We start from the raw sequence: 26,767 nt of genomic DNA, 5'->3' as shown, positions 1-26,767 counted from the left end.
CCCGGTCTGCGTACCGGCGTCGCGCGATGCGCCCTCCGTCGGCTCCGCGGTGCTGGCGGCGCATGGTGCTCGCCATTTCGCGACCATCGACGATGGGATCGCCGCCATGGTGAAACCCGGAAAACGCATTGAGCCGCGCCCGCGCGAGGCAGCGCTCTACAACGAGATCTACCAGCAATACCGGGCGCTTTATCCCGCCTTGAAATCCATTCGCGAGCTGAGGGGAACCACGACATGACGGGCGACGCGGATTTCAGGCTGGACGGCAAGGTTGCGGTGGTGACGGGTTCTGCCCGCGGTATCGGTCGTGCGGTGGCCGAACGCCTGGCGGCTGCCGGTGCGCATGTGGTGATTGCCGACCGGGATGATGCGGAAGCGGCTGTGACGAGTGCTGCCATCGAGCGGGCATGCGGCAAGGCGAGCGCCATTGCGCTCGATGTCACGGATCGCGATGAGATTGCCGAGGTGGTCGAGCGTCTCTACGACGCGCATGGCAGGATTGACATTCTCGTCAACAATGCGGGTATCGTGCGCAATGCGCCGGCCGCGGAAATGAGCCTCGACGACTGGAAATCCGTCATCGACATCGATCTTGGCGGGGTCTTCAATTGCTCACAGACCTTCGGGCGGCGCATGATTTCGGATGGACGCGGCGCGATCGTCAATATCTCGTCCATCTGCGGCGAGGTGGCGGTCTATCCGCAGCCACAGGTCTCCTACAATGCGGCGAAGGCTGGGGTGAACCTCCTGACCAAATCGCTGGCGGTCGAATGGGCCAAGCAGGGCGTGCGCGTCAACGCTGTCGCTCCCGGCTATGTCGGCACCGAACTGACGCTCAAGGGCCGAAGCAATGAGGAACGGTTTGGCACCTGGATGCGCATGACGCCGATGGGTCGTCTCGGCGAACCGCGAGAAATAGCGAATGCCGTTCTTTTTCTGGCCGCCGACGCATCGAGCTACATCACCGGAACGGTGCTGACGGTCGATGGCGGATATACCGCGATGTAATCTGGAGGAGTTTGAAAAAATGGATGAACAGACAAGAACGGTGCTGGTGACAGGCGCCAGCCGTGGTATCGGCAAGGCGATCGCCGTTGGCATGGCCAAGCGTGGCTATGATGTGGTGATCAACGATATCGAGCGGCAGAGGGACGCGCTGGCGGAGGTAGCAGTCGAGATCGAGGGCCTTGGACGCAGGGCACTAATCGTGTTTGCCGATGTCAGCAACAAAGCGGATGTTGGCCGGATGGCGGGGGAGGTCCGTGCGGCCTTCGGGCACCTCGACGTCGTCGTCAACAATGCCGGCATTCTGATTTGCGGCGATGTCGAGGGTCTCAAGGAAGAATACTGGGACAGCGTTATGGGCGTGAACGCCAAAGGCACGTTCCTCGTCATCCAGTCCGTTCTACCCATGATGAGGGCCCGTAAATATGGCCGCATCGTCAACATCGCCTCGATTGGGGGCAAGCATGGCGCGCCGGAACAGGCGCATTACTCTGCGTCCAAGGCGGCGGTGATGGGCTTTACCCGGGTTCTGGCGCAGGAAGTCGGTGTCGATGGCATCACCGCCAATTGCGTCTGCCCCGGCATCATCCTGACCGATATGGGCCGCGTCAATCTCAATGATCCGGCCGTGCGCAAGGGCTGGCAGGACAAGACCGCGATGCGCCGGATCGGGGACCCCGAGGATGTCGTCGGTGCGGTCGCCTTTTTCGCATCCGACGATGCCGCCTTCATCACCGGTCAGACACTTAATGTCGACGGCGGTATCGTATTGAGTTGATCGCATATTGCATGAAAAAACGGCTAACGCGAGCTCGCCGTCCACGGTAGAAGCCGAGTTGAAGACGCATTTGGCCGCTGGTCGGTTTAACCTTATTGTCGTGCCGGACACGATGGCCGAAACTTTGAACCCCGTCACGTCCAGTTCCATAAATCTGCTTATGCCATTTTCCGATGTAAGGGCTATTTAGTAATGCGACAGTTGGGCCAGTTAGAGATGCGACAGTCTCGCCTCTCGACGCGCTGGTCAAAGCCAATGTTGGGAGCAAGGATGACGATCTTCAGCCTGGTCGAGACCATGAGCGGTCGGAGTCGTCATGTCCTTTATGATCACCATGTCACAGAAAGAGTTGCATCGCCTCGAAGTTATCCAGAAGATTCGTGACGAGCGCCTGAGCGTTGTCCAGGCTGCCGAACTGCTCGACCTCAGTCGAAGTCAGGTCCATCGGCTGCTGCAGGCTTATGACCGGAATGGTCCAGCCGGCCTGGTTTCGAAGAAGCGATCGAGACCAAGCAATCGGCGCCACAGCGAGGAGTTTCGCAATGCAGCGCTGGATCTGATCCGCGAGCGCTATCTGGATTTCGGTCCGACGCTGGCGCGCGAGAAGCTGATCGAACTGCATCAGATCTCGGTCGCCAAGGAGACGCTGCGGCAATGGATGACGGAGGCCGGCATCTGGATCTCGCGCCGGAAACGCAAGAAGCGAGTTTTCCAGCCGCGCGGCCGGCGCGACTGTTTCGGCGAACTCGTGCAGATCGATGGTTCGCATCACTGGTGGTTCGAGAGTCGCGGCCCCAAATGCGCTCTGCTTGTCTATATCGATGACGCCACCGGCAAGCTGTTACATCTTCGCTTTGCCGGATCGGAGAACACCTTCGACTATCTGCATGCGACGAAAGCCTATCTGCAGCAATGGGGCAAACCGCTGGCTTTCTACAGCGACAAGCATGGTGTCTTTCGTTCGACCCATGCGTCGGAGAAGGACCGGACGAGCGGCCTGACGCAGTTCGGTCGGGCGCTTTATGAGTTGAACATCGACATCATCTGCGCCAACACCCCGCAGGCCAAGGGCCGTGTGGAACGCGCCAACCAGACATTGCAGGATCGGCTGGTGAAGGAGATGCGGCTTCGCGGCATCGATACGATCGAAGCTGCCAATGCCTATGCGACTGAGTTCATTGCGGATTTCAATGCCCGCTTCGGCAAACCGCCGCGTAATCCGAAGGACATGCACCGGCCGCTTGCCGCGCATGAGAATCTCGATGGCGCCATGTGCCGGAAGGAAGTCCGCACACTGTCGCAGTCCCTGACGCTGCGTTACGACAAGGTCTTGTTCATTCTCGATCCGACGGAGCGGGCCAAAGGGCTGGCGGGAAAGAAGGTCGTTGTCTGCGACTACCCGGACGGCCGCCTCGAGATCATGCACGAGAGCTTCACCCTCCCCTACAGAACCTTCGACAAGTTGCGATCGGTGCATCGAGCCGAAGTCGTTGAGAACAAGCGTTTGGACGACATGCTTTCCGTCGTCGCCGAGCTGCAGGCCGGGCGGGAACAGCAACGTAGCAAGAGCGGCCCTCGCCGCACTGGCCAGACGGATCATATGTTCGGTATTCCCGATGGCAGCCAGGGCAATGGTTATCAGAAGCGTGGCCGCAAGCCCGGACGGCGGACGGACTTCATGAATGATCCGGAGGTCATCGCAAAAAGGCAGAAGGCGCTGGCACGAATGGAGGCAGCAGAATAAATGGGGCACTCATAATCTCAAAGCTAAAGCCGAAGTGCTGCTCCTCACCCGCCCCCTCCCTTCCCTTGCAACCCGGCCCAGCCGGTCCGGTCGGGGGCTTGCCTCAGCGCAAGTGGACATGCCGAGTGTCGCATTTCTAAATGGCTGACAGCGTTGCGCATCTAACCAGCTTTGACAGTTATAACATTACGTTAGATAGAAGTATCCTTTTGACAGCTCAAGTGCTTACACGAGACGCGATGGACGCAGGCATGCACTGTTGCGGCATGGTATGAGAATTATCAAATGTCACCATCACTCGTCCACCAACCGCAACACTGGTGGCGCGCCATATGGGCGGAACGTCTTTAGGTCGACTTGAACCATCGGGCCACGCGGCGTGTGTATGGTGAGGGTGCTGATATCAACATCAATTCCGGTTTTGTGTACGTTGCGGATGGCGTCGTTCATTTGTTGAAGCGCTGCCCTTAGTCTTTCCTCAGCATGCTTCTGTCTCGTAAGGTGAGATGTCATGGTTGCCCTGATTGTTATTTGCTTTCCGCCACGCGGGTAACTTTGTTCGTCCCTTTATATAGAGAGCTTTCCGGCACACCATCGAACTGGCCCTTCTTTGTTGCGGGGCAAAACCAAAGCTTTTGGCGAGGCAGGACGTTAGCCAAGGCAGAATGCCTTCGATTGTCCTGGCGCTCGCAAGCACTGCTGCATGCAGGACCTTGCCATATATTCGACGCTCGGGCGCCAGCCTTAGCCACCGCCCCGTTCCGGTCGGCCGCGCTCTATGCCGAGGGCACGAAGCCGGCCGGCGCCCGTCTCCGCCGATCCCGGTAACGATCCCTTGTCCAGCGGGTGCTCGCGCATCCGGCACTGGGGCCGGCTCCGGGCCACCTTGCTTGTTTCCGCCCCATGACATCGCCGCCCAGGCCGGTCAAGCGGCCCGTGAAGGTGGAAGATCTTCCGCGCCAGTCCGGCCGAAGGCCGGACCCGAGAAGATCCCCCACCTTCCGCGCCACACCACTTGACAGTCCCGCCCGCCGCCGTGGGGCGGGCTTTCGCCCTCCCCCCTCTGTCCGGGGGAATGTCAGAGGCCATTCCCCCGGAAAGACCGGGGAGGCTTCGCCCGAGGGAGCTCCCCTTCGGGAACGGGAAAATCAGGAGACAGACAATGAGCATCTACACCGAGACCGCACGTTTCGACACTGGCCGCGCCCTGACCGAAACCGAAATGCGCCAAACCGCGCCGTCGATCTTTGCCGTGACCGCCCATGAGAGCCGATCCGAGCGCTTCAAACCCATTCCGACCATCGAGGTGCTGCGCGGCCTCATGAATGAAGGATTCATGCCGGTCGGCGCCAAGCAGTCACGCAGCCGCGCGGAAGGCAAGGCAGATTTTACCAAGCATCTCATCCGCTTGCGCCGCGTCGATGACGGCAAGGTTTACAATGTCGGCGACACGGTTTGCGAAATCCTCCTCAAGAACGCCAATGACGGGACGAGCGCCTATGAGCTTATGGCCGGGCTTTTCCGTGTTCGTTGCCTCAATTCCTTGGTGACGCAGACCGGCACCATCGACGCCATCAAGGTTCGCCATTCCGGCGATGTGCAGCACAAGGTCATCGAAGGCACCTATCGTGTTCTCGGCGAGGCCGAACGCACCCTCGCCGCTCCGCAGGATTGGTCGACCTTGCGGCTGAACCATGAGGAAGCCGATATTCTCGCAGACGCCGCCCATGTCCTGCGCTTCGGAGACCACGAAGGCGAGACGACCACGCCGATCAAGGCGCAACAGTTGCTTATTCCCCGCCGCCACGACGACCGCGCCAATGATCTCTGGACCGTCTGGAACGTGGTTCAGGAAAACGCCATCAAAGGTGGGTTGCGTGGCGTGGGCCGCGACGATCTTGGCAGGCCGCGCCGTGTGAAGTCCCGCGCCGTGAGCGGCATCGATCAGGATATCAAGCTCAACAAAGCCCTTTGGCTCCTCGGCGAAAGGATGGCGGCGCTGAAGGCGTGAGCAGGCAAGCACATGCGTCGCCGCAAGAGGCGGCGCAACGCCCCCGCGCTCGGTCCCTTTGTGTTTGCAAGATGAAGAGCCTTGGCCACCGGTGCTTGCCGTTTGCCTGTCCCTCACCGCTATCCAAGCGGCACGTGCCAGGACGAGGGATGCCCGAAGCCCCATCCCTCGCACTCCCTTCCCACCCGTGAAATTCAGGATTTCGAGGACAAATCGTCCTGATCGCCGGCCTTGTCGAGCTGGTCGCGTATATAGGCTTCGATGTAGTCGAACACCTCGACCGCGCCGGCATCCGTCTCGATCAGATCGATCGGGCGACGGCCGCCGAGATGTGCGCTTTCTCTGCGCGCCCATTTCAAGACTTCGCCTTCGGTGCACAGCACGGGGCGCGCCATCTCCAGCATCGTCGCGAGGTGATGCGGTTTCACATACCATGAATGCGGTTTGACGCTGGCCCGACGACGCCCGGGGACGACGTCGGGCAATTGCGATGTCCGCAACTCATCATCGGAGATATGCCGTCTGACCCAATGAGCCAGCTTCGCCAGCGACACGTTTGCCTCGCGTTCGAGATCCCCGCCCGTGCCGACTTTGCGCGTCGGGATCACCAAGCCGCGGACGATGTGCGGGCAACGCACCTGCAACATCTGCAACGCCGGGGTAAGGTCGGTATCGTTGGTGACGAGCACCACCTGGTCGATGTCGCCGCTCAGGGCGTCGTCGTAAAGATGAAGCGCCAGATTCACGTCCGATTGCTTTTCCTCAAGCTTCCAGACCTGGATCTTGTCGCAATCGCGGGGCCAGCGTTTCGGATCGTAGGCTGGAACAATATGCTGGTTGGCCTTGTAGAGCGAATAATTGCCCATCACGAAAGAGAGCCGACCACCGCAATGCGTCGTTAGCGCATTGTGATACTGGGCCTGCGAAGACACCGAGTCCTCGCCCTTGGCCGCGCTTTCGATGATCTTGGCGGTGAAATATTTGATCGCGCAGTCCGGATGGAGCGTCATCGTTGCCGGCGCGGCGTCCGGAGCTGGCCGGTAGAGGATCGACGGCAGAATTTGCGTTTCGAACAAGGTCAGGGCGTCGAGCCATTTGAAGGCGGTCTTGCGAAGGCAACCATAATAGAGATTGTAGCCGTCGATGTAGACTCTTGTTCGTAACGCTGGCACTCCTTGCTCCCAAGACATAAAAAAACCGGCTTGCGCCGGCTTTTTCCCCCAACCGCCCGGAGCGCATGTCTCTCAGGATGCTGGGTTAGTTGTTAGCTCTCAACATAGTGTTAGGTGGCCCTTTAGTCAACCGATATTGACCGCCACCCACGCGTTGAAACGCCCGATTTCGCCGTGAATTCACCTAAAATAGGCATTCTTCGGGAAATCTGCAACGGAATGACACTGCCCTCCGCGGACACTGAATAAGGAGAAGGCCGCCGCCCGGTCTGGGCGGCCGCGCTCTATGCCGCTTGCACGGAGTCGGCCTTCGGACGTCTCCGCCGATCCCGGTAACGATCGCTTGTCCAGTCGGGTGCCGCGCACCCGGCACTGAGGCCCTCCCGGGCCGCTTTGCTTGTTTCCGCCCCATGACATCGCCGGCCGTCCGGATCAAGGGGCAGGCGCGGCAAAGCCGCTTGTCGCGCCGGGAAAAAACGGCTTTCCACCTGCGGCTGGAACCTTCCGTTTTTTGCGCGCCACGACCCTTGACCCGCCCGACCGTCGCCGAGGGGCGGGCTTTCGCCCTCCCCCCTCTGTCCGGGGGAATGTCAGAGGCCATTCCCCCGGAAAGACCGGGGAGGCTTCGCCCGAAAGGGGCTTTCCCTTCGGGAAACGCAAACCCAGCAGACAGACCATGACCGATACCCAAGCCGCAACCGAGACCTTTTTCGTCCCTCTGAACAAGCTGTACGCCGACCCCAAAAATGTCCGCAAGACCTACAGCAAGGAAGGCATTGCGGAAATGGCCGCGACCATCCGCGCCGATGGCTACCGGATTTTGCAAAACATCGTCGTCCGCAAGGGTGACAAGCGAGGACGCTTCTTCGTGACCGCAGGCGGTCGCCGGCTCGCCGCCCTCAACCTTTTGGCCGAGGCCGGTGAAATCGCCAAGGATTACCCCGTCGAATGCAAGGAGCGCAGCGGGGCCGATGCGACCGAAATTAGCCGGATCGAAAACACCAGCCGTGAGGCAATGCACCCGGTTGATGAATACGAGGCGTTCCGCGTCCTGGCCGACGGCGGAAAGCCGGTCGAGGATATCGCCGCTCGCTTCGGCACGACCGAAACCATGGTGCGCAAGCGTCTGGCGCTCGCTCGTGTCTCGCCTGTATTGCTCAACCTTTTCCGCAACGAGGAAATGAGCTTCCACCAGCTTTCCGCATTCACCGTGTCCGACGATCACGTAAAACAAGTGGAGGTCTGGAACGGCCTGCCGTCCTGGAACCGCGATAGCCGGTCGATCAAGTCCGCATTGCAGTCGGAGGCCATGAAAGCCACCGACAAGCGCATCAGGTTCATCGGCGGGATCGACGTCTACGAAACCTCAGGGGGAGCGGTCAAACGCGACCTCTTCGATGAACAAAACAGCGGCTACGCCCTCGATGTCGCCCTTGTCAAAAGGCTTGTGGTGGAGAAGCTTGAAGCAGATGCGGAAAAGCTTCGTGCCGATGGCTGGAAATGGGTGGAATGCGTCAGCGAACTTCCGCAGGAAGCGCATTACATGTCGCGGGTCTATCCCAAGGACGTCCCCATGACCGATGAGCAGCAGGCCGAACTGGACCGGCTAGAGGGAGAATATGCCGAGCTTGCGGAATTGATCGAGGCAGGTGTTGCCGACGACGAGGCCGAACCCCGCGCCGAATCCATTCAGGCCAAAATGGCGGCGCTTGCCGACAGAGGTGAAATCTATGATCTCGAAGACGTCGCCAAGGCCGGTTGCTACGTCCTGATGGACTATCACGGCAAGCTGTCGGTTGAGCGCGGATTGATCCGGCCCGAGGAGCAGGACGAGCCGGCCGAAGGTACGGACGAGAGCAGCGAACCCGTTCGCCCTCGGCCTGAGACGCAGCCTGAACCGTCCTTCTCGCTCTCGGCTGCATTCGCTCAGGAATTGACGGCACAGAAGACCGCCGCCATCCGCGCCGAGCTTGCGCAGAATCCGGACGTCGCCCTTGCCGCCGTAGTTCACGCAATGCTTGCGAGCCTGTTCCATCCTTACGGCAGCACAGACGAAACGTGCCTTGAGGTGAAACTTACGAGCGAAAAGCTCGAAACCAGCATCAAGAACCCGGCAGCCTGCAAGGGCATCGTGACGATGGACGATCTCAGGGAGAATTACGGCCACACCATTCCCGGCAATCCCCACGATCTTTGGGAATGGTGCCTGGAGCAGCCGACCGCAACGCTTCTCGATTTGCTCGCCTATGCCGCCGCAAAGTCGGTCAACGTTCGCCGCTGCGGACCATGGCTCCGGCCCTCGCTTTGCGGCCGAGATTTTCGCGGATGGCGATGAACTCCATTTCCGGCGTGATGATACCGGCGCGCGCATAGGCGAACTGGGTGACGGCCTTGCCGTCCTTTGCGCGCAGCGGCTGGCGTAGCGCGGGGAATTCGGGCGTCAGCCTTTCGCCGCTGGCAAAGCCGTTGTCTTCGGGACGGACATGACGGCCCTGATAGGCCTCGACGTCGCCGCGGGCGAGAACCCAGTCACGTCGCAGTGAGGGCAGCCCTTGTTCGATGCGGATCTCGGTGCCCTCGATCGTATAGGGGCCGGACGAGTCGTAGACGACGACGGGCGGCTCGCCCGATGTCGGATGCAGGCTGATTTCGCGCATCGGCACGCTAATGTCGGGATGGACGTCCCCCCGAATGTAGATCTTCCTGGATGCCGGCAAGGGGCCGGTGGTGACGGATGGGGTGATATTCTTTGCGGCGATATTCATGGTTTGAGGCTCCAAGTTTTCGATTGGAGACCCAGTCCTCAGCCGGAATGATGAAAAGACGCCGGCACGGATTCGACGCGTGAATCCACTGCCTTCGAGCGCTTGCACCGTCCCTACGCCAGTATGAACTGGATCAGGTTCAACGGGTCACTGCGCGCGATAGCAGTATCTCAGCCCCTTGCCGGGACCCCCCTGGTGAATGCGAAAAAGGGTAGAGGCTTGCCGAAGGAGCTGTCAAGCGACAACTGCAATGGCTTGGGGATGCAGGTTGACCTTGCCCCGTTGAAATAATCCATTTTGAAGTAAGCTCTGGCCCATTTGAGAGGACCAGAGGATGAAGCGCAATCGTTTCACAGACGAACAGATCATCGGCATATTGAAGGAGCACGAGGCAGGCACGCCGGTCTCGGAGCTTTGCCGCAAGCATGGCGTCAGCGATGCTAGCATCTATAAATGGAAGGCCAAGTTCGGCGGCATGGAGGTGTCCGAGGCCAAGCGGCTGAAGACGCTTGAGGACGAGAACACGAAGCTGAAGCGGCTCCTGGCGGATGCGATGCTCGACAATGCTGCCTTGAAAGACCTTTTGGGAAAGAAGTGGTGACGCCCGCGGCCAAGCGGAAAGCTGTCGCGCATCTGATGAGCCATCATGAGATGAGCGAACGGCGGGCGTGTAAAGCCATTGGTTTTTGCCGAATGACGGCCCGTTACGAGAACAGGCGCGACAATGATCATGAGCTTCGCGAGCGAATGAAGGCGTTGGCGCATGAACGTCGCCGCTTCGGATATCGACGCATTCATGTGCTGCTCCGGCGGGAGGGTCACCTCGTGAACCACAAGAGGCTCTTCCGGCTCTATCGGGAGGAGAAACTGACAGTGCGCAAGCGCGGCGGTCGCAAGCGAGCGATAGGCACGCGAGCGCCGATGCTGGTGCCGATGGTGGCCAATGATCGTTGGTCGCTAGACTTCGTGTCGGATCAGTTCACCGATGGGCGCAGGTTGCGGATTCTGACCGTCGTCGATGATTGCACGAGGGAGTGCCTGGCGCTCGTCGCCGATACATCGCTTTCCGGTCTTCGCGTCGCACGGGAGCTTGACCGGATTATCGAGGAGCGCGGCAAGCCGAGGATGATCGTCAGCGACAACGGCAGCGAGTTCACCAGCAACGCGATCCTGCAATGGGCGGACCGGACCAAGGTTGACTGGCATTACATCGCGCCTGGAAAACCGATCCAGAACGCTTTTATCGAAAGCTTCAACGGGCGGCTGCGAGACGAGTTCTTGAATGAAACTCTGTTCTCGTCGCTTGCTCACGCCCGGTCTGCGCTTTCAAACTGGCGTAGCGATTACAACGATCAACGCCCGCATTCAGGCCTTGGCTGGCTGACACCGGCCGAATTCGCTCAGACACTCAACCCGCGACGTGATGCGGTGCTGCGCAGCCGAAATGGCTCCGCACCGCAACCCGCCGCTACCGAACCAACAACAGCAACCAAAAACCGCTGGAGCGAACTCAAGACTGGATAAAACTTGGGGGCAAGGTCAAGGTGACACTCAGGCTATCGTGCGTGGAGCCCGCGATCAAACGACGGACAAGGGCAATCGTCCGGCCGGCACGCTTCCACAAGACAAGCGCACTTATCGCATGCCGTGGCAATCGATTTATTCCGAGTAGTTCGCCAATTGTACCGAGATACCGAAGCGCTATTGAGAAAGCAGGCGCGGAACTGGAAAGTCTAGTACTTTGTCCGTGTAGCTTTCGACCAAGGTGCTAAACGGCGTGCCGTCTCGAAGCTTCAGTACGGCGCGATGTTCGAGCAGGAACGGCGGCAGGCTAAGGGAACTTGTTTCATGCGCTATTAAGCCGTCCATGTCCCAGCCTTCGGATAGAGGGGACCAGAGCAACTTGGCAGACAGGTTTGTGCGAGTGAAATTGAGAGCCTGAACGGCTCTGCCAAACGCGATATCGCTGGTATTCAACACCTGATTCATCTCAGCAGTTAATTTCGCAGGTACATACCAGTTGTCGGCTTCGGACAAGACGCGGTCTCCGCAGACCAGGCGCACGCGGCGATAAGCGATAAGCTCACCGGGGCCGACGGTCAGAAGTTCACGGATGTGCTCATCGGCCGGTTTGCCTTGCCCGCCCACACGCTGAGCTACGATCTTGGACCCTTCCGGTGCGAGCTTATGCGCGGCGCACCAGCGGTCAAGGGTCAACGTAGCACTGGCGTTACTCAGGAGATTGGCATTCAAGGTCTGGAGGACCGCAAGCGCTCCCACTCGAGATGCCGGCGTGTTCAGCCACTGAGACCCTATAGACGGTTCTTGCGCGATTGCGATCTGGGTGCCCAGCACGATGGCGGCCGCTGCAAGTGCGGCTATGCGAATGCATTTCGCAGAACATAATGACATGGAGAATGAAATCCTTTCTGCAGTATAATTGGGCGAACCTTGCGGGTCAAATTTCCTTGATTTTTGCTGGTGAGCGAGCATTGTCAGCGTATATGATAACGGCAGCAGGATTTGAACTGCGGCTTGCGTGCACCGTATAACGGTCAGGTTCCCGAAGACATTCTTACCATCTTTCGATGTTCCTGCCGTGCTGGTTCGCACCTGTTGAAATCTGTGTGCCCGAGCCGTCCTTTGCTTGCGTCGCATCCATGTTTTCCATGATATCCTCCATCCCCTCGCCGACCTGTTGCTCGAGTTTGCAAGCGTCGGCGACTGAGCCGGTGCTTCCATTCTGGAATATGGAAACCCGAGAGACGTGGATTCCAAATGAGGAACGTGGCGGCCGGTCCGAATTCTCCCAACTCTATACTCGTAACTCTCACTTAAAGGTTCAGCGCCCTTGTCGTCGCCCTCGCTCGTTGCGAGATGTTCATATAGCTGGATCGGATAAAATAGCTCGCAACCGAAAGCAAAATCCAGGAGCCATTGTTGGAAAAAGGTCTTCTTCGTCGACCCAGAGCCCTCCTGCCGGTCGAGTGACAATTGCAGACCAGGCAGCGACACGCCGTCGATGGTTGCCAACCGCAGATGCGAGTAGCCAAGGCGCTTGTCTGATTGGTTTTTTTGACCCATGTCATCGTGCTCCTTGTGCAAGCCTCCCGACGATGATGTCGCCGGCTGTGGTGCACTATCGTACCTCCCAACCAGGACAGTTCATGAAAACCATCAGCAACGCAACAGATGAGCCCGATATATTTTATAGTATATCTTTCATAGCTCGGAACAGAGGTACATATTAGCCCAACAATTCGTAAGTTATATAATATAACGTTGCACACATAGGTACACATATTGACTTCATGGCTTTGGGGCCTGGGTGAAATGGCAGCTCTCGAACCGCTAAGGAAAACTCTTGCTGGTCGAAACGTTGGGCGATACAAGGCCATCATCGGGCGGCGCCTGCGGGCCAGGTCAGCAGACCGAAGTCGCCATTGGTTGAGCCGTTCTACCGCATGCTTGACTGGGCACGCCCGAAAGCCGTCTGCCGCAATCCAGCCACGGCGTGATCAGACGTTTCAAAGACCGGCAAGGATTTTGACCAAGTCATCGTCGTCGGGCGCGCCGATGCTACGCAGGCCCGCGATCTCGACGTTACCATTTTCCAGGATTCCGCCCGCCAGGGCAAGGCTCGCTCGATACCGCACTCAAGCCTGCCAATGGGCGAAAAAGTCGAAAAGAAGATCTGCGTTCCCTTTCAGCTCGTCAAGTTTGCGAACGTCAAGGACTTCGTCTTCAAGAGGTGAGGCGGGAATGCCACACAATGCTGGGTTTGCTCTCGAATTCTCTCTCTGGGCGCTCGAAGTTCGACAAAACCAGTAAGGTGCCAAGACGATGAAGGGGCCTTGAGCTCAGGCCGCGCTTGATCTCGACGCGCCGTTCTCCGGCGATCTCTTCGAGACGACGGCCGATCAACAGAGCCCGAGAGATTTCTCATACCCTCTGGCCAAACCTGCGCGCCATGAGCGTTTCGCGCCGAGGCAATCCTCGAATGTTTGTCCATTGCTCTCCGCGTCGGAATGATCGGTGCATCACTCCCCATGAGCTTCCCACCGCGCGAACGCTCGTGCAAGATAGGAAGCTGTTTGTCGGCCGTCGCGAGTTTGCGCCGCAGTTGGGAGCGGGTCACCTCTCGTCGGCTGCCATGCAAGGGTTGTCCGTCCTTCATCGCGTCAGACCTATACTCCGTCGCACAAACTGATAGAAAGAGCGCCCGCGGATTTCGAAGAAACTGTCCGTTGCTGGACGCGGTCGGCAGTGGTGGAACTAAAAAACGGATGCACGTTTTCCGGCCGCCAAAAGGAGCCTTAAACGACATGAACATGGTCTCGAATGTTACGAAATCCCAAGTTGCCCCGTCCGTTGGTGCTCTGCTTGGAGAAGCTCGCCTGGCTCGCGGCTATTCGCTGGATGACGTTGCAGAAACTACTGGTCTGACTGTGGCAGAGGTGGCAGCTCTGGAGAATGACGCGGATTTCGACGCGTCGAGGATCCGAAGGACGGCATCCGCTCTAGGGATTCTAGGAAAGATATGCGATGCGCCGCGCTGAAATCGTTGAACAGCTTCTTCCAGGACTGCACCTCTTCAAGGAAGATCGGTGCAGCAACTCACGGGTCGCGCTTCAATCGCATGCTGTTCAACTCCGGCGCATTATCAGGGGTAATCAAATACGGCTGGACGTGCTCGTCCAGCCAGCTGGGCCGGATCTTATTGCTGAGCGCCTGAAGTTTAACGTGGAGTCGCAAGTTTGGTATTCACCTGAAGTCCAGCGTGCTCCTGATACGGATCCTTCGCTGTGACGGGGACCCAGCTCATCGCTAGCTAACCACCGTCAATAACGCTAGGCATCGGGCGCCCGTTGTTTTGCAGTCGAGATCAACTTCTTGAAGTGCGCGGCAATGCTACCTTCGCGGCTAGCGTCCTCCGCTTCCCAACCGAACTTCCACGCGTCGTGACGCGCAAGCCAATCCCCAAGGGCACTGGCATCACCAGTAGGCATCCTATGGGCGGCGAGGTATGGGTTTTCGTGAGCCTTCAGGCCGAGCACCCGTGCCCTTGAGCCTACTTCCTGTATATCGATCAGCTCTTCAATTGTCATCCGCGATTCCCCCGCGATGTCGGCGACGGTAGCATCGCGGCCCGCGCATGCAAGCGAATGCATATTAATGGGTTAATTTGGGACAGTTTTCGAGTGCAAGGTCTGTCCGCGACATGCATCCCAGGCTCGTTCATCACCGCGCTCATATCGCTCCACACCCCCCGTCGCAGCTATATGTTCGTCGGACCACCTCCCAGCCATGCTGCACATCACAGTATCATGTGCTTCCGATGCATCGCGGCGAGGCTGTGAGTTTCGAGCCGTGGCATATGCGAATGGCATCATTGTCATACCACTGCTGTCGACGTTGACAGCTCCCGAGTCCGAGAAAACCGGGATAGGGTGTTGTAATGAAGTTCCAACTTCGTCGAGTTGCACTCTGGATTGAACTTCGTCAGCCCGTTTGACGGAGACCGTCGCCAGCCGATTCAGCGCATCAAGCGCTTCATATCAACGAGCGCTAATCGAAACCGGTGCGTCCGGCATTCACGCCAGGCAGGTGCGTTGTAATGCGAAGTACCGCGGCATCGGACACGGAGTTACCTTTTGGTCCGGACGCCGCAACGCGTCGTCATACTCGACAATGTTGGCTCCCACAAAAGCGACAGGGCTAAGTCAATTGCTCAAAGCAAAAGGCGCCGGCTCCTCGGCTTGCCCGCCATTCGCCCGATCTCAATCCAATCGAAGTCGGCTTTCCACGCTCAAAGGCTTGCTGCAACGAGTAGTCCGAATTTTTCGAATCTATCACTTAAGCCCTCGGTGAGGTCGTCAGTCGCTTCTCCATGCAATCGCTCGCCATAGTCGTAGAGTTGTGCACCTCGTGCGACGAGTGTCGGGATTGGCGGAAACGCGAAGTAGTCACAGGAATCAGTCACAATGGGCGGCGTCAACGGAACTATATCCCGACGGCTGCGATTCGATCGTTTTGTCACAGTTGCGTCCATAAGTGGTTCTCTGCGATTGGAGCCGCGTGTGAGCCGAATACTTAAAAAGGATAGACCGAATGGACCGCAGTCGTTATCTGAAAGGATTGTTGCGATGCTGAAGACGTCGCCGAAAAATTACCACAGACACCAGAGGCTTCTTTAAAGTGAAAAAAGTGCAGCGCAGCTTTGCCGTCGAGTACAAATCAGGTCGGCGAAAACTCAATTCCAAACCGAGTTCGATCTGGGGAGACACGGATCTCAAGTCCGTTGCTCACGATCTGCAGGACGAGGCGATGCCGTTTATGTCATTAGCTCCTCAGGCAAGAAGCAGCGAGATGCTTGTATCCGGGGAAGAACAGGGCGGGCCGTTGTTGACACAGTCGGTCGAGCAAGAGACAAATGCATCGGCTTTACAGGAGACCACAATGGCCGACGAAAACGATATGATGACCAATGCTAACACGCCGGCCGCCGCGGCGCCCGATGTACCGAAGAAGGTGCGCAAACCTCGCAACGAGAAGGTGGTCCCGGCAACGGCCCCAGTCGCCGTTTCGGCGGAACCGGCAGTTGCTTCGGGTGCCGCAGCTGGAAAACAGAAAAGAGGACGTAAGGCGAAGTCTGACGAAGGTACGTTGAGTGCCAAGCGTGCGCCTGTCAAACGTGCTCCGAAGGCTGTGCCGACAGCGCCTGCGCCAGTGGCGGCAGTTGATGAGGTCGCGGATCTTCTGCAGCTCGAAGAGGAAAACCAGAGATTGCGCAAGCTGCTGGCAGAGAAGCTCCGCGCTGAAAATGCCGATCTGCGAAAGCGGCTCAACCTCGGTTGATCGGCAGCAGACGGCCAAGCGCTGGCCGCATTCTCATGCTTATTGAAGTGAATATCTTGGCGGCGGTTCGTTCCGTCGCCAACGCTTTTGCTTGCGGTTTGCATACGGGGTAGAATTCGAGGTCGATAAAATGGCGTCTCCATGGAAATTTCTTGCTCGACTGGTGTCACCGCGACGCCAGCAGAAGCAAGAACACGGCTCGACCGATGACGTGAAGCCGGACGTATCAGCAATCGCCGAGCTGACTGAAGCGCCGGCCGGCAGTCGGTTGAAAGCCGTGGATCGTGCGGCCAACGAAAGGCCCTTCATTCACGAAGAACGCGAGGCGGCGTCAGTGGACCCGCATCATGCCGAAGAAGCGGTAAGCATTGTTGACGACACGGCAGATGTCGAAAGCGCCAAGCCCGTGGAAGCGGCTGACCCGGCTTTGTCCAATGAGGCCGATACAGCAGCGCATGCTGCACCAAAAGCCTTTCGGGTTGGCGAAGGTCAAACGCGAAAGCGGGGCATGCGGGGCAAGAAACCGAAAACGATTGCAGTCGTTGTTCCACCTTCTCCAAGCGCTCCCACCGCTTTTGACGATGTAATCAATCTCGATGAAGAAGTCAGGCTTCTCCGGGACCAGTTGGCGCGCAAGCTTCAAATGCAAAATGCACAATTGAAGAAGATGCTGGAGCGGTTCGAACGCTGAACGTGTCATTATCCGTTCTCTGGACTGGGCTTGAGCAGCGTGTAGAACACACATTGTTTTTAAGCTGGCCGAAAACGCACTTGGCGCCTCTTCGGGCAAGAGGGCGTCAAGGATCGGCAAGTAAGCCTCAGGGGAGCTTTCCCGAACACAGAACACATCGTTCTGAATGCCACGCGCAATCTTTCGCACTGTTCCGCGGCTGATGCCGGATTAGCGAACGATCTTCTTCAGCGAAAGGCCTCGTCGTCCGTGATAGCTTGTTGACCTCGTCGCGCCGGTGATAACTTTTAAATTGTATGAGCTCTGCTTGTGTCAGAAGGTCGGGCTTGACTGTGGAAGGGATCATCGACCGACGGATACCTTGCATCGATTTGCGGAAGACGGTGCATCGCCGGTTCAGTCGCTGGTGCCATGCCTGCGTATGGGAGCGGTTTCTCATGCTGACCGGGACAATCTGTACGTAATAATCGACAGCACTATCGTGTGTACCCATCAACAGGCAGCGAGCTTCATCGTGACGGTCAGGTTGGCGAGGGGCATGTGTCGCGAAGGCGACAAACGACGACAGTGCAGATTGGCACAATTGTCCATATTCCTTTCGTGTTTTGGACTCAGTGTGAGGTTAGGGCTTTCATTGATCGATTTCGTCCTCGGCGAGAATTCGCCAGGCGGCGCCTTTAAGGTCGTCGTACTGGCCGCTCTTCAGCGACCAAAGGAATGCCAGGAGTCCCATTCCTCCCAGCAGCAGGGCGATGGGTATGAGATAGATCAAAATGTTCATGCAGCTTTGACCTCCGCACTCCTGCCAATGCCCCCTCGAATTTGCATGTCTCGACGCTTGCCGAACGCGTTCAGGCGCAGGGCGTTCGTCACGACGATGATCGAAGACGTCGACATTGCCACCGCCGCTATGAGCGGTGTCGCCAATCCGGCGATGGCGATCGGCACCGCCAGAATGTTGTAACCGATGGCAAGAGCGAAGTTCTGTCGGATGAGGCTGGCGGATCTTCGCGCAACAGCGATCGCTTCCGGAACAGCCTCAAGGCGATCATTGAAGAAAACCAGGTCGGCCGCCTGTCTGCCGATATCGGAGGCCGTGGCCGGCGCCATCGAAACATGCGCCGCAGCAAGCGCCGGGGCGTCGTTGATACCGTCGCCGACCATGAGCACGCGACGACCTTCGCCATTCAACCTCTGGCATTCCTCGACCTTCTGTTTCGGCGTCAGAGAGCCCAAAGCCCTCTCGATACCCAGGGCATGCGCCGTATTGTCGACGACGGTCTGCCTGTCGCCGGACACGATCAGCGTTTCAAGGCCGGCTGCGTCGAGCCGGTCAATGGCCTCGCAAGCACCCGGACGAAGCGTGTCATCGAAGAAGAAGCCGGCAAGATCGACGCCATTCTTCGACAGGACCACTTCCGAGAACGGATTGTCGACGATGCGGGCCACGATGCTGGTTCCGCAGGCAAACGCCGCGTTACCCAATCGATAGACATCCGCTCCGTTGCTGGCTTCCAGTCCCCCGCCGGGGATTTCCGTGACCCTGTCGAAGGAGATGGGGGCGGTTTCGGTGTCCCGCACCAGAGCCCGAGAAAGAGGATGCCGTGAATGCGCGGCCAATCCGCGGGCGATTGCAGTGGCGCTCTCGTCCATGGAGTCCACTCTGACAAGGCGCGAACTGCCCATCGTCAAGGTGCCCGTCTTGTCAAAGGCCACCGTGTCGGTCTCGGCCAGCCTTTCGAGTGCTGAGCCGTCCTTCACCATGATGCCCTTCCGGAAAAGCTCCCCCGCAGCGACAACCTGGACCACGGGCACGGCAAGACCCAACGCGCATGGGCAGGTGATGATCAGCACCGCTACCGCGACCAGCATGGCCTGTTTCCAATCTCCGCCCAGGAAGCCCCAAGCAAGGAAAGAGACCAGCGCCAGCAGATGCACGACCGGGGAATAGAGTGTCGCAGCGCGATCGGCGATCCTGCGATAGCGAGCTCTTCCGCCCTCGGCGGCTTCCATGAGGCCGATGATCTCGGAGAGAAGTGAATTCTTGGCAATTCTCGACGCCCGCAACACGAGCGAGCCGGTCAGATTCATTGCTCCAGAACTCACTTCGCTGTTGCTGGCAACGGCGACGGGGCTGCTCTCGCCGGTGACGATGGAGAGGTCCACGTCGCTTTTTCCGCTGACGACTATGCCATCGACGGGAACCCGTTCGCCTGCGGCTATCGAGATTTCATCCCCCGCTGCAATCTCTTCTACCGCAACGTATTGTCGCGATCCGTCCGGATTGATCAGCAATGCTCCGCGCGGGGCCAGTCGTGCTAGTCCGTTGATCGCCGCCCGAGCCTTTTCCCGCATGACATGGTCGAGGGTTCTGCCGATCAGCAGGAAGAAGAGCAGCGAGACCGAAGCGTCGAACCACGCATGCTCGCCATTATGGACGGTTTCCCACAACGAAACGGCATAGGAGAGCGTCACGGCTAGCGAGATCGGAACGTCCATGTTGGTGCGCCCGTGCCGGAGCGCATTCCAGGCCGATTTGAAGAAGAAGCGCCCCGCATAAACCAGCGCGGGCGCTGCTATCATCGCCGAGATCCAATGAAACATGTCGCGCGTCGCGGCATCTGCGCCCGACCAGACCGATACCGAGAGCAACATGATGTTGGCAGCCGCAAAACCGGAAACGCCGATTGCGAGGAGAAGCTGATTTCTGGTCTTGTCGTTCTCGGGAGCCGAGGGCGTGAAGAGATGCGCGCGATATCCGGCTGAGTTGATCACTGCGAGGATCTTGGACGGATCGGTTGCACGCGTCTCGACCTCCTCCTGGTAAACGCAGGTCACCCTTCGAGCCGTGAGATTAACTCGCGCTGTCTCGACGAAGGGAAGTGTCAACAACGCCCTTTCGATGGTCGAAATGCAGCCGCCGCAGTGGACGTCGGGAACACTCAGGTCCAGCTGACGCAATCCCTCGCCGAGCGGCTGGCTGGAAAGGCGAACCTCTTCGGCACTGGATGATGCCGTGCTGAGGGCAAACACGCTTTCCGCGTCCATGGTACAGCAGGTCATTGGCCTCACTCCGCGCTATCGATCCGTTTTGCCTCATGCATGACGACCACACCGCCGTTTCGTGAGATGGCCTCGACGATCCAGTCACCTTCGGCTAGGCCGTGCTCCGCTTCGAACCGCCCCGCGGCTGTCTTCCTGAGCGTAAGGTGGAAGTCCTCATGGTCTCCGACCGGCCGTTTGAAATTCAGAACGACGTCGTCGACCATCGCAGGCGATCCGCTCTTGTCGTGAATGTCGTAGCGGATCTCGTGCCCCTTTATGGAGAGGGTGCCCTCGATGCCGGAAATGGCCATTGCCTTCATCGCCGCCGCTTTGTGGTTGAACTCCTGACTGGCGACATAGGTGTTTTCCACGACCAGACCGCTCCAGCTGGAGGAGGCATAGAAGGCCATGGTGACGTTCACCGCGATCACCACGCAAAAGAATGAGGAGGTCGAAAGCAGCATGTGCAGGCCTGTAAAACCTTGAGCGGAGCTCTTCATTTGATGTCTCCCGGTGCATTGAACGCCGCGCGGTAGGTTGCCCGATCGGCATGATTAGTATCTTCGATAACGAACAGAAATTCAGTGATCGCGGCTCCGGTAGGCTCGCGCGTAACGAAGACCTTGAGCGTCGTGGCCGCGTCGGGTTCGGCATGGACTGTAAAGTTGCGAGCGGCTTCCTTGCCGAACGCGGGAATGCGCATCGTCGCCCCCTCCAGCCCGACCAGGCTTACGTTCAGATCCCTCGGCGTCGGCACCATGTTCAAGACACGAAGCGTGTAGCCATTACGCAGCGAGCCGTCGCTTTCCAGAACATATTGGGGGTTTCGGTCGTGAACGACGTTGAGTTCAAGGCGCTCCCGAACGGTAAGATGGACGAGCATGGCCACGCCGACCGACGCCCAGGCGACTGCGTAAAACACGGTTCTCGGACGAAAGATGATACGCCAGTTGAAGTGCCGGATCGCCGGAACGAAGGTGCCATCCTCGTTTCGAACCCTGGATGGCTGGACGGACGTTCGACCTTGGTCCGTGGCAAGCGACATGTTGCTCGAGTATTCGCTCAGCGTGGCGTAGGCGATCAGGCCGCGAGGCTTTCCGAGCTTGTCCATGACACCGTCGCAGGCGTCGATGCAGAGCGCGCATGTGATGCACTCCATCTGCTGTCCGTCGCGAATGTCGATCCCCATCGGACACACCGCCACGCAAACATTGCAATCCACGCAATCCCCGACCGGCAGGCCCCTGGCTCGAGCTTTCTTCGGGTAACGCGACTGCTGCTCGCCCCGCCAGTCATTGTAGGTGACGACGAGAGAATTTTCGTCGAGCATCGCACCCTGGATGCGTGGCCACGGGCACATGTAGGTGCACACCTGCTCTCGCATCAGACCGCCGAGCACATAGGTCGTCGCAGTAAGGATGGCGACGGTGGTGTAGGCGGCTGCAGGCGCGCGGCCGGTGAACAGGGAAACAAGCAGGCTCGGCGCGTCGGCAAAATAAAAGATCCACGCTCCGCCCGTGACGACGCCGATCAGCAGCCAGATCGAATGTTTGACCACACGCTTCCTCAGCTTGGCAAAGCTCATGGGACCAGCGTCAAGCTTCATTCGCGCGTTTCGATCGCCTTCGATCGCACGTTCGACGACGAGAAAGAGATCAACCCAGACGGTTTGCGGACAAGCGTAGCCGCACCATGCGCGGCCAACCGCGGAAGTGACGAGAAACAGGCCGAGCCCGGCCATGACGAGGAGACCCGCTACATAATAAAATTCCTGAGGCCAAATTTCGATGGAGAAAAAGAAGAAGCGCCGTGAAGAAAGGTCGATGAGGATTGCCTGGTCAGGCGCGTAAGGACCACGATCCCAGCGAATCCATGGAGCGAGATAGTAGATGCCGACCGTAATCAGCATGACGATCCACTTGAACCGACGGAATCGTCCCTCTGCACGTTTCGGGAACACCTTCTTGCACGTTGCGTACAAAGGCTCGCGGTTCTTCCGCGCGCTCAGAGGTTCTGCGTCGATCCGGGGCACATCTTTTGCATCAGGAGCTGTGTAGAAATCCATGACCGCTTTCCGGTTTCTGCCCCTCCTTTTCCCGCCTTCGGATCCGGTGCTCCTTGATTCAGGTCAAGGATCCGATCGGAAAAAGAAGGGCCACGCTGGACAGGAGACGTGGCCCCCAAAGGAAGCGTCGAGGATGAACCTTCAACCGTTCTAAGTCTTAGGGCACCAGAAGGCACCGCGGGAAATTAACCACCCTTTGAAGAGGAATCGCTGGGACTTCCTCGAAGCGCAATTATCGGCCGGTCGTCGACTGATCTTTGAGCGAGATCAAACTGAACATGCAATTGCCGATCTTCTCCGAACCGTCCTCCTCGCTCTGCGGAGCCTCCTGCTGGTTCCGCGCCGAGACACGAGGGTGGATGACCGCGCGCGGAACGCCATACAGGGCTACAAGCGGATTGTATTCATGGTCGCTCATCTTGTTCTCCTCACGTCCCCCCGCCAAGCGAATGCACGAAAATGGTCAGTTCCTTGATCGTCGTGTCGCCGAGACGCCTTGACCAAGCTGGCATAACGCCGTGCTTGGGAGCGGCTTCCTGGCGGATGATCGCATCCTCGCCGCGTGACTTCAGCCAGATCGCATCGGCGAGATCCGGCGCGCCCATTTCGGCCTTGCCTTTGGCGTCGTCGCCGTGACATGCGGCACAGTTATCGACGAAGACCTGTTTTCCGGCTTCTGCGAGACCAGGGTCCGACGGTGTATTGGTCAGTCCCCAGACATAGGCGGCGACCTGCCTCATCTGGATCGGTTCCAGAACATCGGCAAAGGGCGGCATCTCCGAAGCGTGCGTCTCGGAATCGGACTCGAAACGAACCCCATGCGCAATCGTCGCCTGGATCGCATCGAGGTCCCCACCCCACAGCCAGTCATCGTCGTTGAGGTTCGGAAATCCCGGGCCGCCGCTCGCTCCCGAGCCATGACAGTTGGCGCAGTTTACCTTGAACGCAGACGCGCCCCCGGCGATCGCGAATTCACGAAGGGCAGGATCGGAAGCAATCTCCCGCACCGTCTTTGCTGCGATCAGGTCATGCAGCTTCATCTGCGACGCCTTAGCCTGATCCAAGTCCTGCTGCAGTTCGGCGCGCGTGGAGTAGCCGAGATATCCTTTCGTGGCGGAGGTGATCATCGGGATGGCGGGATAAGCGATCGCATAGCCCACCGCCCAGAGAACGGTGGCGTAAAAGGTCCACACCCACCAGCGGGGCATTGGATTGTTGAGTTCGCGGATGCCGTCCCATTCATGTCCTGTCGTTTCGACGCCGCTCACTTCATCAATGTGTTTTTCCGACATCTCAATCATCCTTCAAGGGAATATCGGCGGCTTCTTTCGCCGTTTGCTTGCTGCCTTGGCGAAGGGTGAACACAACGACGCCGACGAAGAATGCCGCCATTGCCAGGAGGCCCCAGCTGTCGGCGAAGTGTCTCATTGCAGTGTAGGTTTCCATGGATCACCTCAGCGGTAGCCGGTCGCATCGTCGTAGGTCGAAAAATCGACCAACGTTCCGAGCATCTGCAGGTAGGACACCAAGGCGTCCATTTCGGTTAGCCGGGCGGGATCGCCGTCGAAATCGCCGACCTTGGCCTTCGGATAGCGGGCGAGCAGGCCCGTCGTGTCGGCATTCGGATCGGCCTGCGCCTTCATGTCTGCATCGGCATTGGCCAGCATGTCGTCGCTATAGGGAACGCCGACGTTCTCGTTGGCCTTGAGGTCCATTCCGACGCCCTTGACCGTCACTTCCTGCTCCTCGAGGAAGACGTAGCTCGGCATGATCGATTCCGGCACGACGGCGCGCGGATTTGCCAGATGCTGGACATGCCATTCGTTCGAATAGCGTCCCCCCAGACGGGCCAGGTCCGGCCCAGTACGTTTGGATCCCCACTGGAACGGATGATCGTACATCGATTCCGCGGCTAGCGAGTAATGACCGTAACGCTCCACCTCGTCGCGGAATGGCCTGATCATCTGGCTGTGGCAGACATAGCAGCCTTCGCGGATGTAGATGTTGCGCCCCGTCAGCTCGAGGGGTGTGTAAGGCCGCATGCCTTCCACTTTCTCGATCGTGTTCTGCAGATAGAACAGCGGTGCGATTTCGACGATGCCGCCGATGCTGACGACGAGCAGCGAGCCGACCAGAAGAAGCGTCGCATTCTTTTCGAGGATCTTATGCTTATCCAATATCGGTGCCATGTCTCACCTCATTCGGCAGGCTGTGCCTGGGGCACGAAAGTGGTCGGAATTGCAGCTTCGTCGCGCTGGTGGCCGCGGATCGTCATGAACACGTTCCAGGCCATGACGAGGCCGCCCGCCAGATAAAGAGCTCCGCCGACCGCGCGCAGCACGTAGTAGGGGATCATCGCCGCGACCGTCTCGGCGAAGGAATAGACGAGGAAGCCCTGGGAATTATATTCGCGCCACATCAGCCCCTGCTGTATGCCGGCAACCCAGAGCACGGCCGCGTAAACGACAATGCCAAGCGTTGCGAGCCAGAAATGCCAGTTGACCATCCGCAGGCTGTAGAGACGCTCGCGCCCCCACAGCTTCGGCGTCAGGTAGTAGATCGCCCCAAAGGTAATCATCCCGACCCAGCCGAGTGCGCCGGAATGCACGTGACCGATCGTCCATTCGGTATAGTGGCTGAGCGAATTGACGGTTTTCACAGACATCATCGGGCCTTCGAAGGTCGACATGCCATAAAAGGCAATGGCGACGATCATCATACGAATGATCGGATCGATGCGGATCTTGTCCCAGGCGCCCGAAAGGGTCATGAGGCCGTTGATCATGCCGCCCCAGGAGGGCATCCAGAGCATGATCGAGAAGACCATGCCGAGCGTCTGGGCCCAGTCGGGCAGTGCCGTGTAGTGCAGATGATGCGGGCCGGCCCAGATATACATGAAGATCAGCGCCCAGAAGTGGATGATCGAAAGCCGGTATGAATAGACTGGTCGGTTGGCCTGCTTCGGCACGAAATAATACATCATTCCCAGGAAGCCGGCGGTGAGGAAGAAGCCGACGGCGTTGTGGCCGTACCACCATTGGGTCAGCGCGTCCTGGACGCCCGAGAAGGCAGAATAGCTCTTGGAGCCAAGGAATGAGGTCGGAACCGCAAGGTTGTTGACCACGTGCAGCATCGCGATGGTGACGATGAAGGCGAGGTAGAACCAGTTTGCCACGTAGATATGCGGCTCTTTGCGCTTCAGGATCGTGCCGAGATAGACGGCGAGATAGGCCACCCAAACGATGGTCAGCCAGAGGTCGACGTACCACTCAGGTTCGGCATATTCACGGCCTTGAGTGATTCCAAGAACGTATCCGGTCGCAGCCATCACGATAAAAAGCTGATAGCCCCAGAAGACGAACCAAGCCAGGTTGCCACCGAAAAGACGTGCGCGACAGGTGCGTTGCACCACGTAGAACGACGTCATGATCAGCGCGTTGCCGCCAAAGGCGAAGATGACCGCCGATGTGTGGACTGGCCGCAGCCTGCCGAAATTGAGATAGGGCGCAATGTTGAGGTCGGGAAAGGCCAGCTGCAGGGCAACAACGACGCCGACGAGGAAGCCGACCACGCCCCAGAATACCGTGGCGATCAGGCCGTAGCGGATCACCTCGTCGAAATAGCCCGACATATCGACTTTTCGTCGTTGGCCTGCCGGCGCAAAGTCAACCTTCCTGAGCATCAGCACAGCGCCCATAACGAGGCAGAGGCAAAGTATGCCCATATGGACCGCAAAGGGATGATCATGCGCAAATGCGGCTACTAGCAGCGCTAGAAACGCCGCGATCGCGATCACCATCGTTTCCGTTGTGTAATTCATGATGTCGTCCCCAGTACGCCGACGACCGCGTCGCGGCCGTCTTTCTCGCCAGGACTGTCATGACGCCGCAAATTGCGCCTTGATCTGCGTCAACGAGAGGGCGGGAAGATGGGACAGCGCTACGATTACAAATGCCAGCGCGTCTTCAGTCGTTGGCACATTCCGACTGTCCTACCCTCACGGGTGTTTATAGGTTCGATCTCGCTTTTGGTGGATCAGTTCTTTGGATTGGCTGAACGCGCTCCGGATCAGGTGTTACACACGAGCGCATCAAGAACGATGCACTCCATCAAACAATATCCGAGTTTGCCGACGCGCTATAGAATCAACCAGCGGAAGGTGGCCGGAAGAAAAAGCACGATCTTGGCCGACTCTCTTGCAGTCCGCAGCTCAGCTAAATGCCGAGCAACTCGAGCTAGTGACAACGATCTCGAAATCGGAATCCCCGAATTCGACAATAGTCGGCTTCATGTTTCACTGATCAAGTTATTGGCGATCGCAAGCTGTGCGATCAGGAGTGCGTTGAGTGCGGCCCAGACCTGAAGGTCATCGGCTACCACCCACATCCACAGCTCGCGTGGATTCTCGGGATTAACTCGGACCCGTCCGACGTGAGCATCTGCAGGATCTCCCAGAAATCGCGGCGTTGGATATCCGTCGCGAATTTCATCAGCATAAAGTCGAACACCTGGTTCATTTGCCAGGACCTCATGGACCTGTTCAAGTCGAACATGATCGTCGAACTCCACGTATACCGCCTCGGAATGACCCGTCTTTACCGGCACTCTAACGCAGGTGGCGGTTAGCTGCAGA

22 protein-coding genes, 3 pseudogenes and 1 riboswitch are annotated in these 26,767 nt (G+C 58.5%); of the genes and pseudogenes, 11 read left to right on the top strand and 14 right to left on the bottom strand.

From position 1 onward, the window contains the following. The 5 genes and pseudogenes from FFM81_RS32540 to FFM81_RS32520 all read left to right on the top strand — a co-directional run. A pseudogene (locus tag FFM81_RS32540) lies at positions 1-238 on the top strand (FGGY-family carbohydrate kinase); the annotation flags it as partial. Beyond that, positions 235-1,008: an SDR family NAD(P)-dependent oxidoreductase gene (locus tag FFM81_RS32535; RefSeq protein WP_138386432.1), complete on the top strand. Its 774-nt coding sequence runs from the start codon at positions 235-237 to the stop codon at positions 1,006-1,008. The pseudogene FFM81_RS32540 and the gene FFM81_RS32535, both read left to right, overlap by 4 nt. 19 nt (positions 1,009-1,027) lie before the next feature. Further along, on the top strand, positions 1,028-1,783 hold the full coding sequence (locus tag FFM81_RS32530) for an SDR family NAD(P)-dependent oxidoreductase (RefSeq protein WP_138386433.1): 756 nt from the start codon (positions 1,028-1,030) through the stop codon (positions 1,781-1,783). 316 nt (positions 1,784-2,099) lie between these two features. Then, the gene (locus tag FFM81_RS32525) at positions 2,100-3,527 is read left to right on the top strand and encodes an ISNCY family transposase (protein ID WP_138386434.1); all 1,428 of its coding nucleotides are present in this window, start codon (positions 2,100-2,102) and stop codon (positions 3,525-3,527) included. 1,162 nt (positions 3,528-4,689) lie between these two features. Continuing rightward, positions 4,690-5,538 (top strand): DUF932 domain-containing protein, encoded by an 849-nt coding sequence (locus tag FFM81_RS32520; RefSeq protein WP_138386436.1) that lies wholly within the window; start codon positions 4,690-4,692, stop codon positions 5,536-5,538. A gap of 194 nt (positions 5,539-5,732) precedes the next feature. Here FFM81_RS32520 and FFM81_RS32515 read toward each other — a convergent pair whose 3' ends face one another. Further along, positions 5,733-6,710: an antitoxin Xre/MbcA/ParS toxin-binding domain-containing protein gene (locus FFM81_RS32515; RefSeq protein WP_246401491.1), complete on the bottom strand. Its 978-nt coding sequence runs from the start codon at positions 6,708-6,710 to the stop codon at positions 5,733-5,735. 676 nt (positions 6,711-7,386) lie between these two features. On the opposite strand from FFM81_RS32515, the gene FFM81_RS32510 reads away from it, so the two are divergent. After that, positions 7,387-9,045: a ParB/RepB/Spo0J family partition protein gene (locus FFM81_RS32510; RefSeq protein ID WP_138386573.1), complete on the top strand. Its 1,659-nt coding sequence runs from the start codon at positions 7,387-7,389 to the stop codon at positions 9,043-9,045. On the opposite strand, the pseudogene FFM81_RS32505 reads toward FFM81_RS32510, so the two are convergent. After that, positions 8,981-9,475: pseudogene (locus FFM81_RS32505) on the bottom strand (phosphomethylpyrimidine synthase ThiC); the annotation flags it as partial. The gene FFM81_RS32510 and the pseudogene FFM81_RS32505 sit on opposite strands and share 65 nt — an antisense overlap. Positions 9,476-9,567: 92 nt before the next feature. Beyond that, positions 9,568-9,679: riboswitch (TPP riboswitch) on the bottom strand. A gap of 130 nt (positions 9,680-9,809) precedes the next feature. Between FFM81_RS32505 and FFM81_RS32500 the strand changes: the two are divergent. Then, a protein-coding gene (locus FFM81_RS32500) for an IS3-like element ISRle4 family transposase (protein ID WP_173883915.1) occupies positions 9,810-10,999 on the top strand; the annotation gives its coding sequence in 2 pieces (ribosomal slippage) (positions 9,810-10,059 and positions 10,059-10,999; 1,191 coding nt in all). Positions 11,000-11,176: 177 nt separating this feature from the next. On the opposite strand, the gene FFM81_RS32495 is transcribed toward FFM81_RS32500, so the two are convergent. Next, positions 11,177-11,887 carry a hypothetical protein gene (locus FFM81_RS32495; RefSeq protein ID WP_138386540.1) on the bottom strand — a complete coding sequence of 237 codons (711 nt, stop codon included), beginning with the start codon at positions 11,885-11,887 and terminating at the stop codon, positions 11,177-11,179. Positions 11,888-13,800: 1,913 nt separating this feature from the next. Here FFM81_RS32495 and FFM81_RS32485 point away from each other — a divergent pair. Beyond that, positions 13,801-14,034, top strand: coding sequence for a helix-turn-helix domain-containing protein (locus FFM81_RS32485; RefSeq protein WP_138386541.1), 234 nt, complete (start codon positions 13,801-13,803; stop codon positions 14,032-14,034). Further along, a complete protein-coding gene (locus FFM81_RS32480) occupies positions 14,021-14,284 on the top strand; it encodes a hypothetical protein (RefSeq protein WP_138386518.1) in 264 nt (87 codons plus the stop codon). The genes FFM81_RS32485 and FFM81_RS32480 overlap by 14 nt, the downstream gene beginning before the upstream one ends. Before the next feature lie 41 nt (positions 14,285-14,325). On the opposite strand, the gene FFM81_RS32475 is transcribed toward FFM81_RS32480, so the two are convergent. Then, entirely contained in the window at positions 14,326-14,583 is a 258-nt protein-coding gene (locus FFM81_RS32475; RefSeq protein ID WP_138386519.1) for a CrpP-related protein, read from the bottom strand. Positions 14,584-15,673: 1,090 nt separating this feature from the next. On the opposite strand from FFM81_RS32475, the gene FFM81_RS32470 reads away from it, so the two are divergent. After that, complete coding sequence (locus tag FFM81_RS32470; RefSeq protein WP_138386520.1) at positions 15,674-16,333, top strand: transcriptional regulator; 660 nt, start codon at positions 15,674-15,676, stop codon at positions 16,331-16,333. A 130-nt stretch (positions 16,334-16,463) separates the two neighbouring features. Then, positions 16,464-17,024: a hypothetical protein gene (locus FFM81_RS32465; protein ID WP_138386521.1), complete on the top strand. Its 561-nt coding sequence runs from the start codon at positions 16,464-16,466 to the stop codon at positions 17,022-17,024. 631 nt (positions 17,025-17,655) lie between these two features. Here the strand turns inward: FFM81_RS32465 and ccoS are convergent. From ccoS to FFM81_RS32415, 10 genes and pseudogenes are all read right to left on the bottom strand, one after another. Continuing rightward, on the bottom strand, positions 17,656-17,805 hold the full coding sequence (gene ccoS / locus FFM81_RS32460) for a cbb3-type cytochrome oxidase assembly protein CcoS (RefSeq protein WP_138386527.1): 150 nt from the start codon (positions 17,803-17,805) through the stop codon (positions 17,656-17,658). After that, positions 17,802-20,087, bottom strand: coding sequence for a cation-translocating P-type ATPase (locus FFM81_RS32455; protein WP_138386528.1), 2,286 nt, complete (start codon positions 20,085-20,087; stop codon positions 17,802-17,804). The genes ccoS and FFM81_RS32455 overlap by 4 nt, the downstream gene beginning before the upstream one ends. 5 nt (positions 20,088-20,092) lie before the next feature. After that, on the bottom strand, positions 20,093-20,569 hold the full coding sequence (locus FFM81_RS32450; protein WP_138386529.1) for a FixH family protein: 477 nt from the start codon (positions 20,567-20,569) through the stop codon (positions 20,093-20,095). Further along, positions 20,566-22,134, bottom strand: coding sequence for a cytochrome c oxidase accessory protein CcoG (ccoG, locus tag FFM81_RS32445; RefSeq protein ID WP_138386531.1), 1,569 nt, complete (start codon positions 22,132-22,134; stop codon positions 20,566-20,568). Before ccoG ends, FFM81_RS32450 begins: the two co-directional genes overlap by 4 nt. 232 nt (positions 22,135-22,366) lie before the next feature. Continuing rightward, positions 22,367-22,552, bottom strand: coding sequence for a hypothetical protein (locus FFM81_RS32440; protein WP_138386532.1), 186 nt, complete (start codon positions 22,550-22,552; stop codon positions 22,367-22,369). 10 nt (positions 22,553-22,562) lie between these two features. Then, positions 22,563-23,426 carry a cytochrome-c oxidase, cbb3-type subunit III gene (gene ccoP / locus FFM81_RS32435; RefSeq protein ID WP_138386534.1) on the bottom strand — a complete coding sequence of 288 codons (864 nt, stop codon included), beginning with the start codon at positions 23,424-23,426 and terminating at the stop codon, positions 22,563-22,565. Position 23,427: 1 nt separating this feature from the next. Further along, positions 23,428-23,580, bottom strand: coding sequence for a cbb3-type cytochrome c oxidase subunit 3 (locus tag FFM81_RS32430; RefSeq protein ID WP_138386536.1), 153 nt, complete (start codon positions 23,578-23,580; stop codon positions 23,428-23,430). A gap of 8 nt (positions 23,581-23,588) precedes the next feature. After that, positions 23,589-24,323 (bottom strand): cytochrome-c oxidase, cbb3-type subunit II, encoded by a 735-nt coding sequence (gene ccoO, locus FFM81_RS32425; protein ID WP_138386537.1) that lies wholly within the window; start codon positions 24,321-24,323, stop codon positions 23,589-23,591. 8 nt (positions 24,324-24,331) lie between these two features. Next, positions 24,332-25,954, bottom strand: coding sequence for a cytochrome-c oxidase, cbb3-type subunit I (gene ccoN, locus FFM81_RS32420; protein ID WP_138386538.1), 1,623 nt, complete (start codon positions 25,952-25,954; stop codon positions 24,332-24,334). Positions 25,955-26,421: 467 nt separating this feature from the next. Further along, a pseudogene (locus FFM81_RS32415) lies at positions 26,422-26,766 on the bottom strand (Asd/ArgC dimerization domain-containing protein); the annotation flags it as partial. Position 26,767: the final 1 nt, after the last annotated feature.

The organism is Rhizobium hidalgonense (assembly GCF_005862185.2).
GTDB classification, from domain to species: Bacteria; Pseudomonadota; Alphaproteobacteria; order Rhizobiales; family Rhizobiaceae; genus Rhizobium; species Rhizobium hidalgonense.
This window is presented reverse-complemented; position numbering and strand designations above follow the sequence as displayed.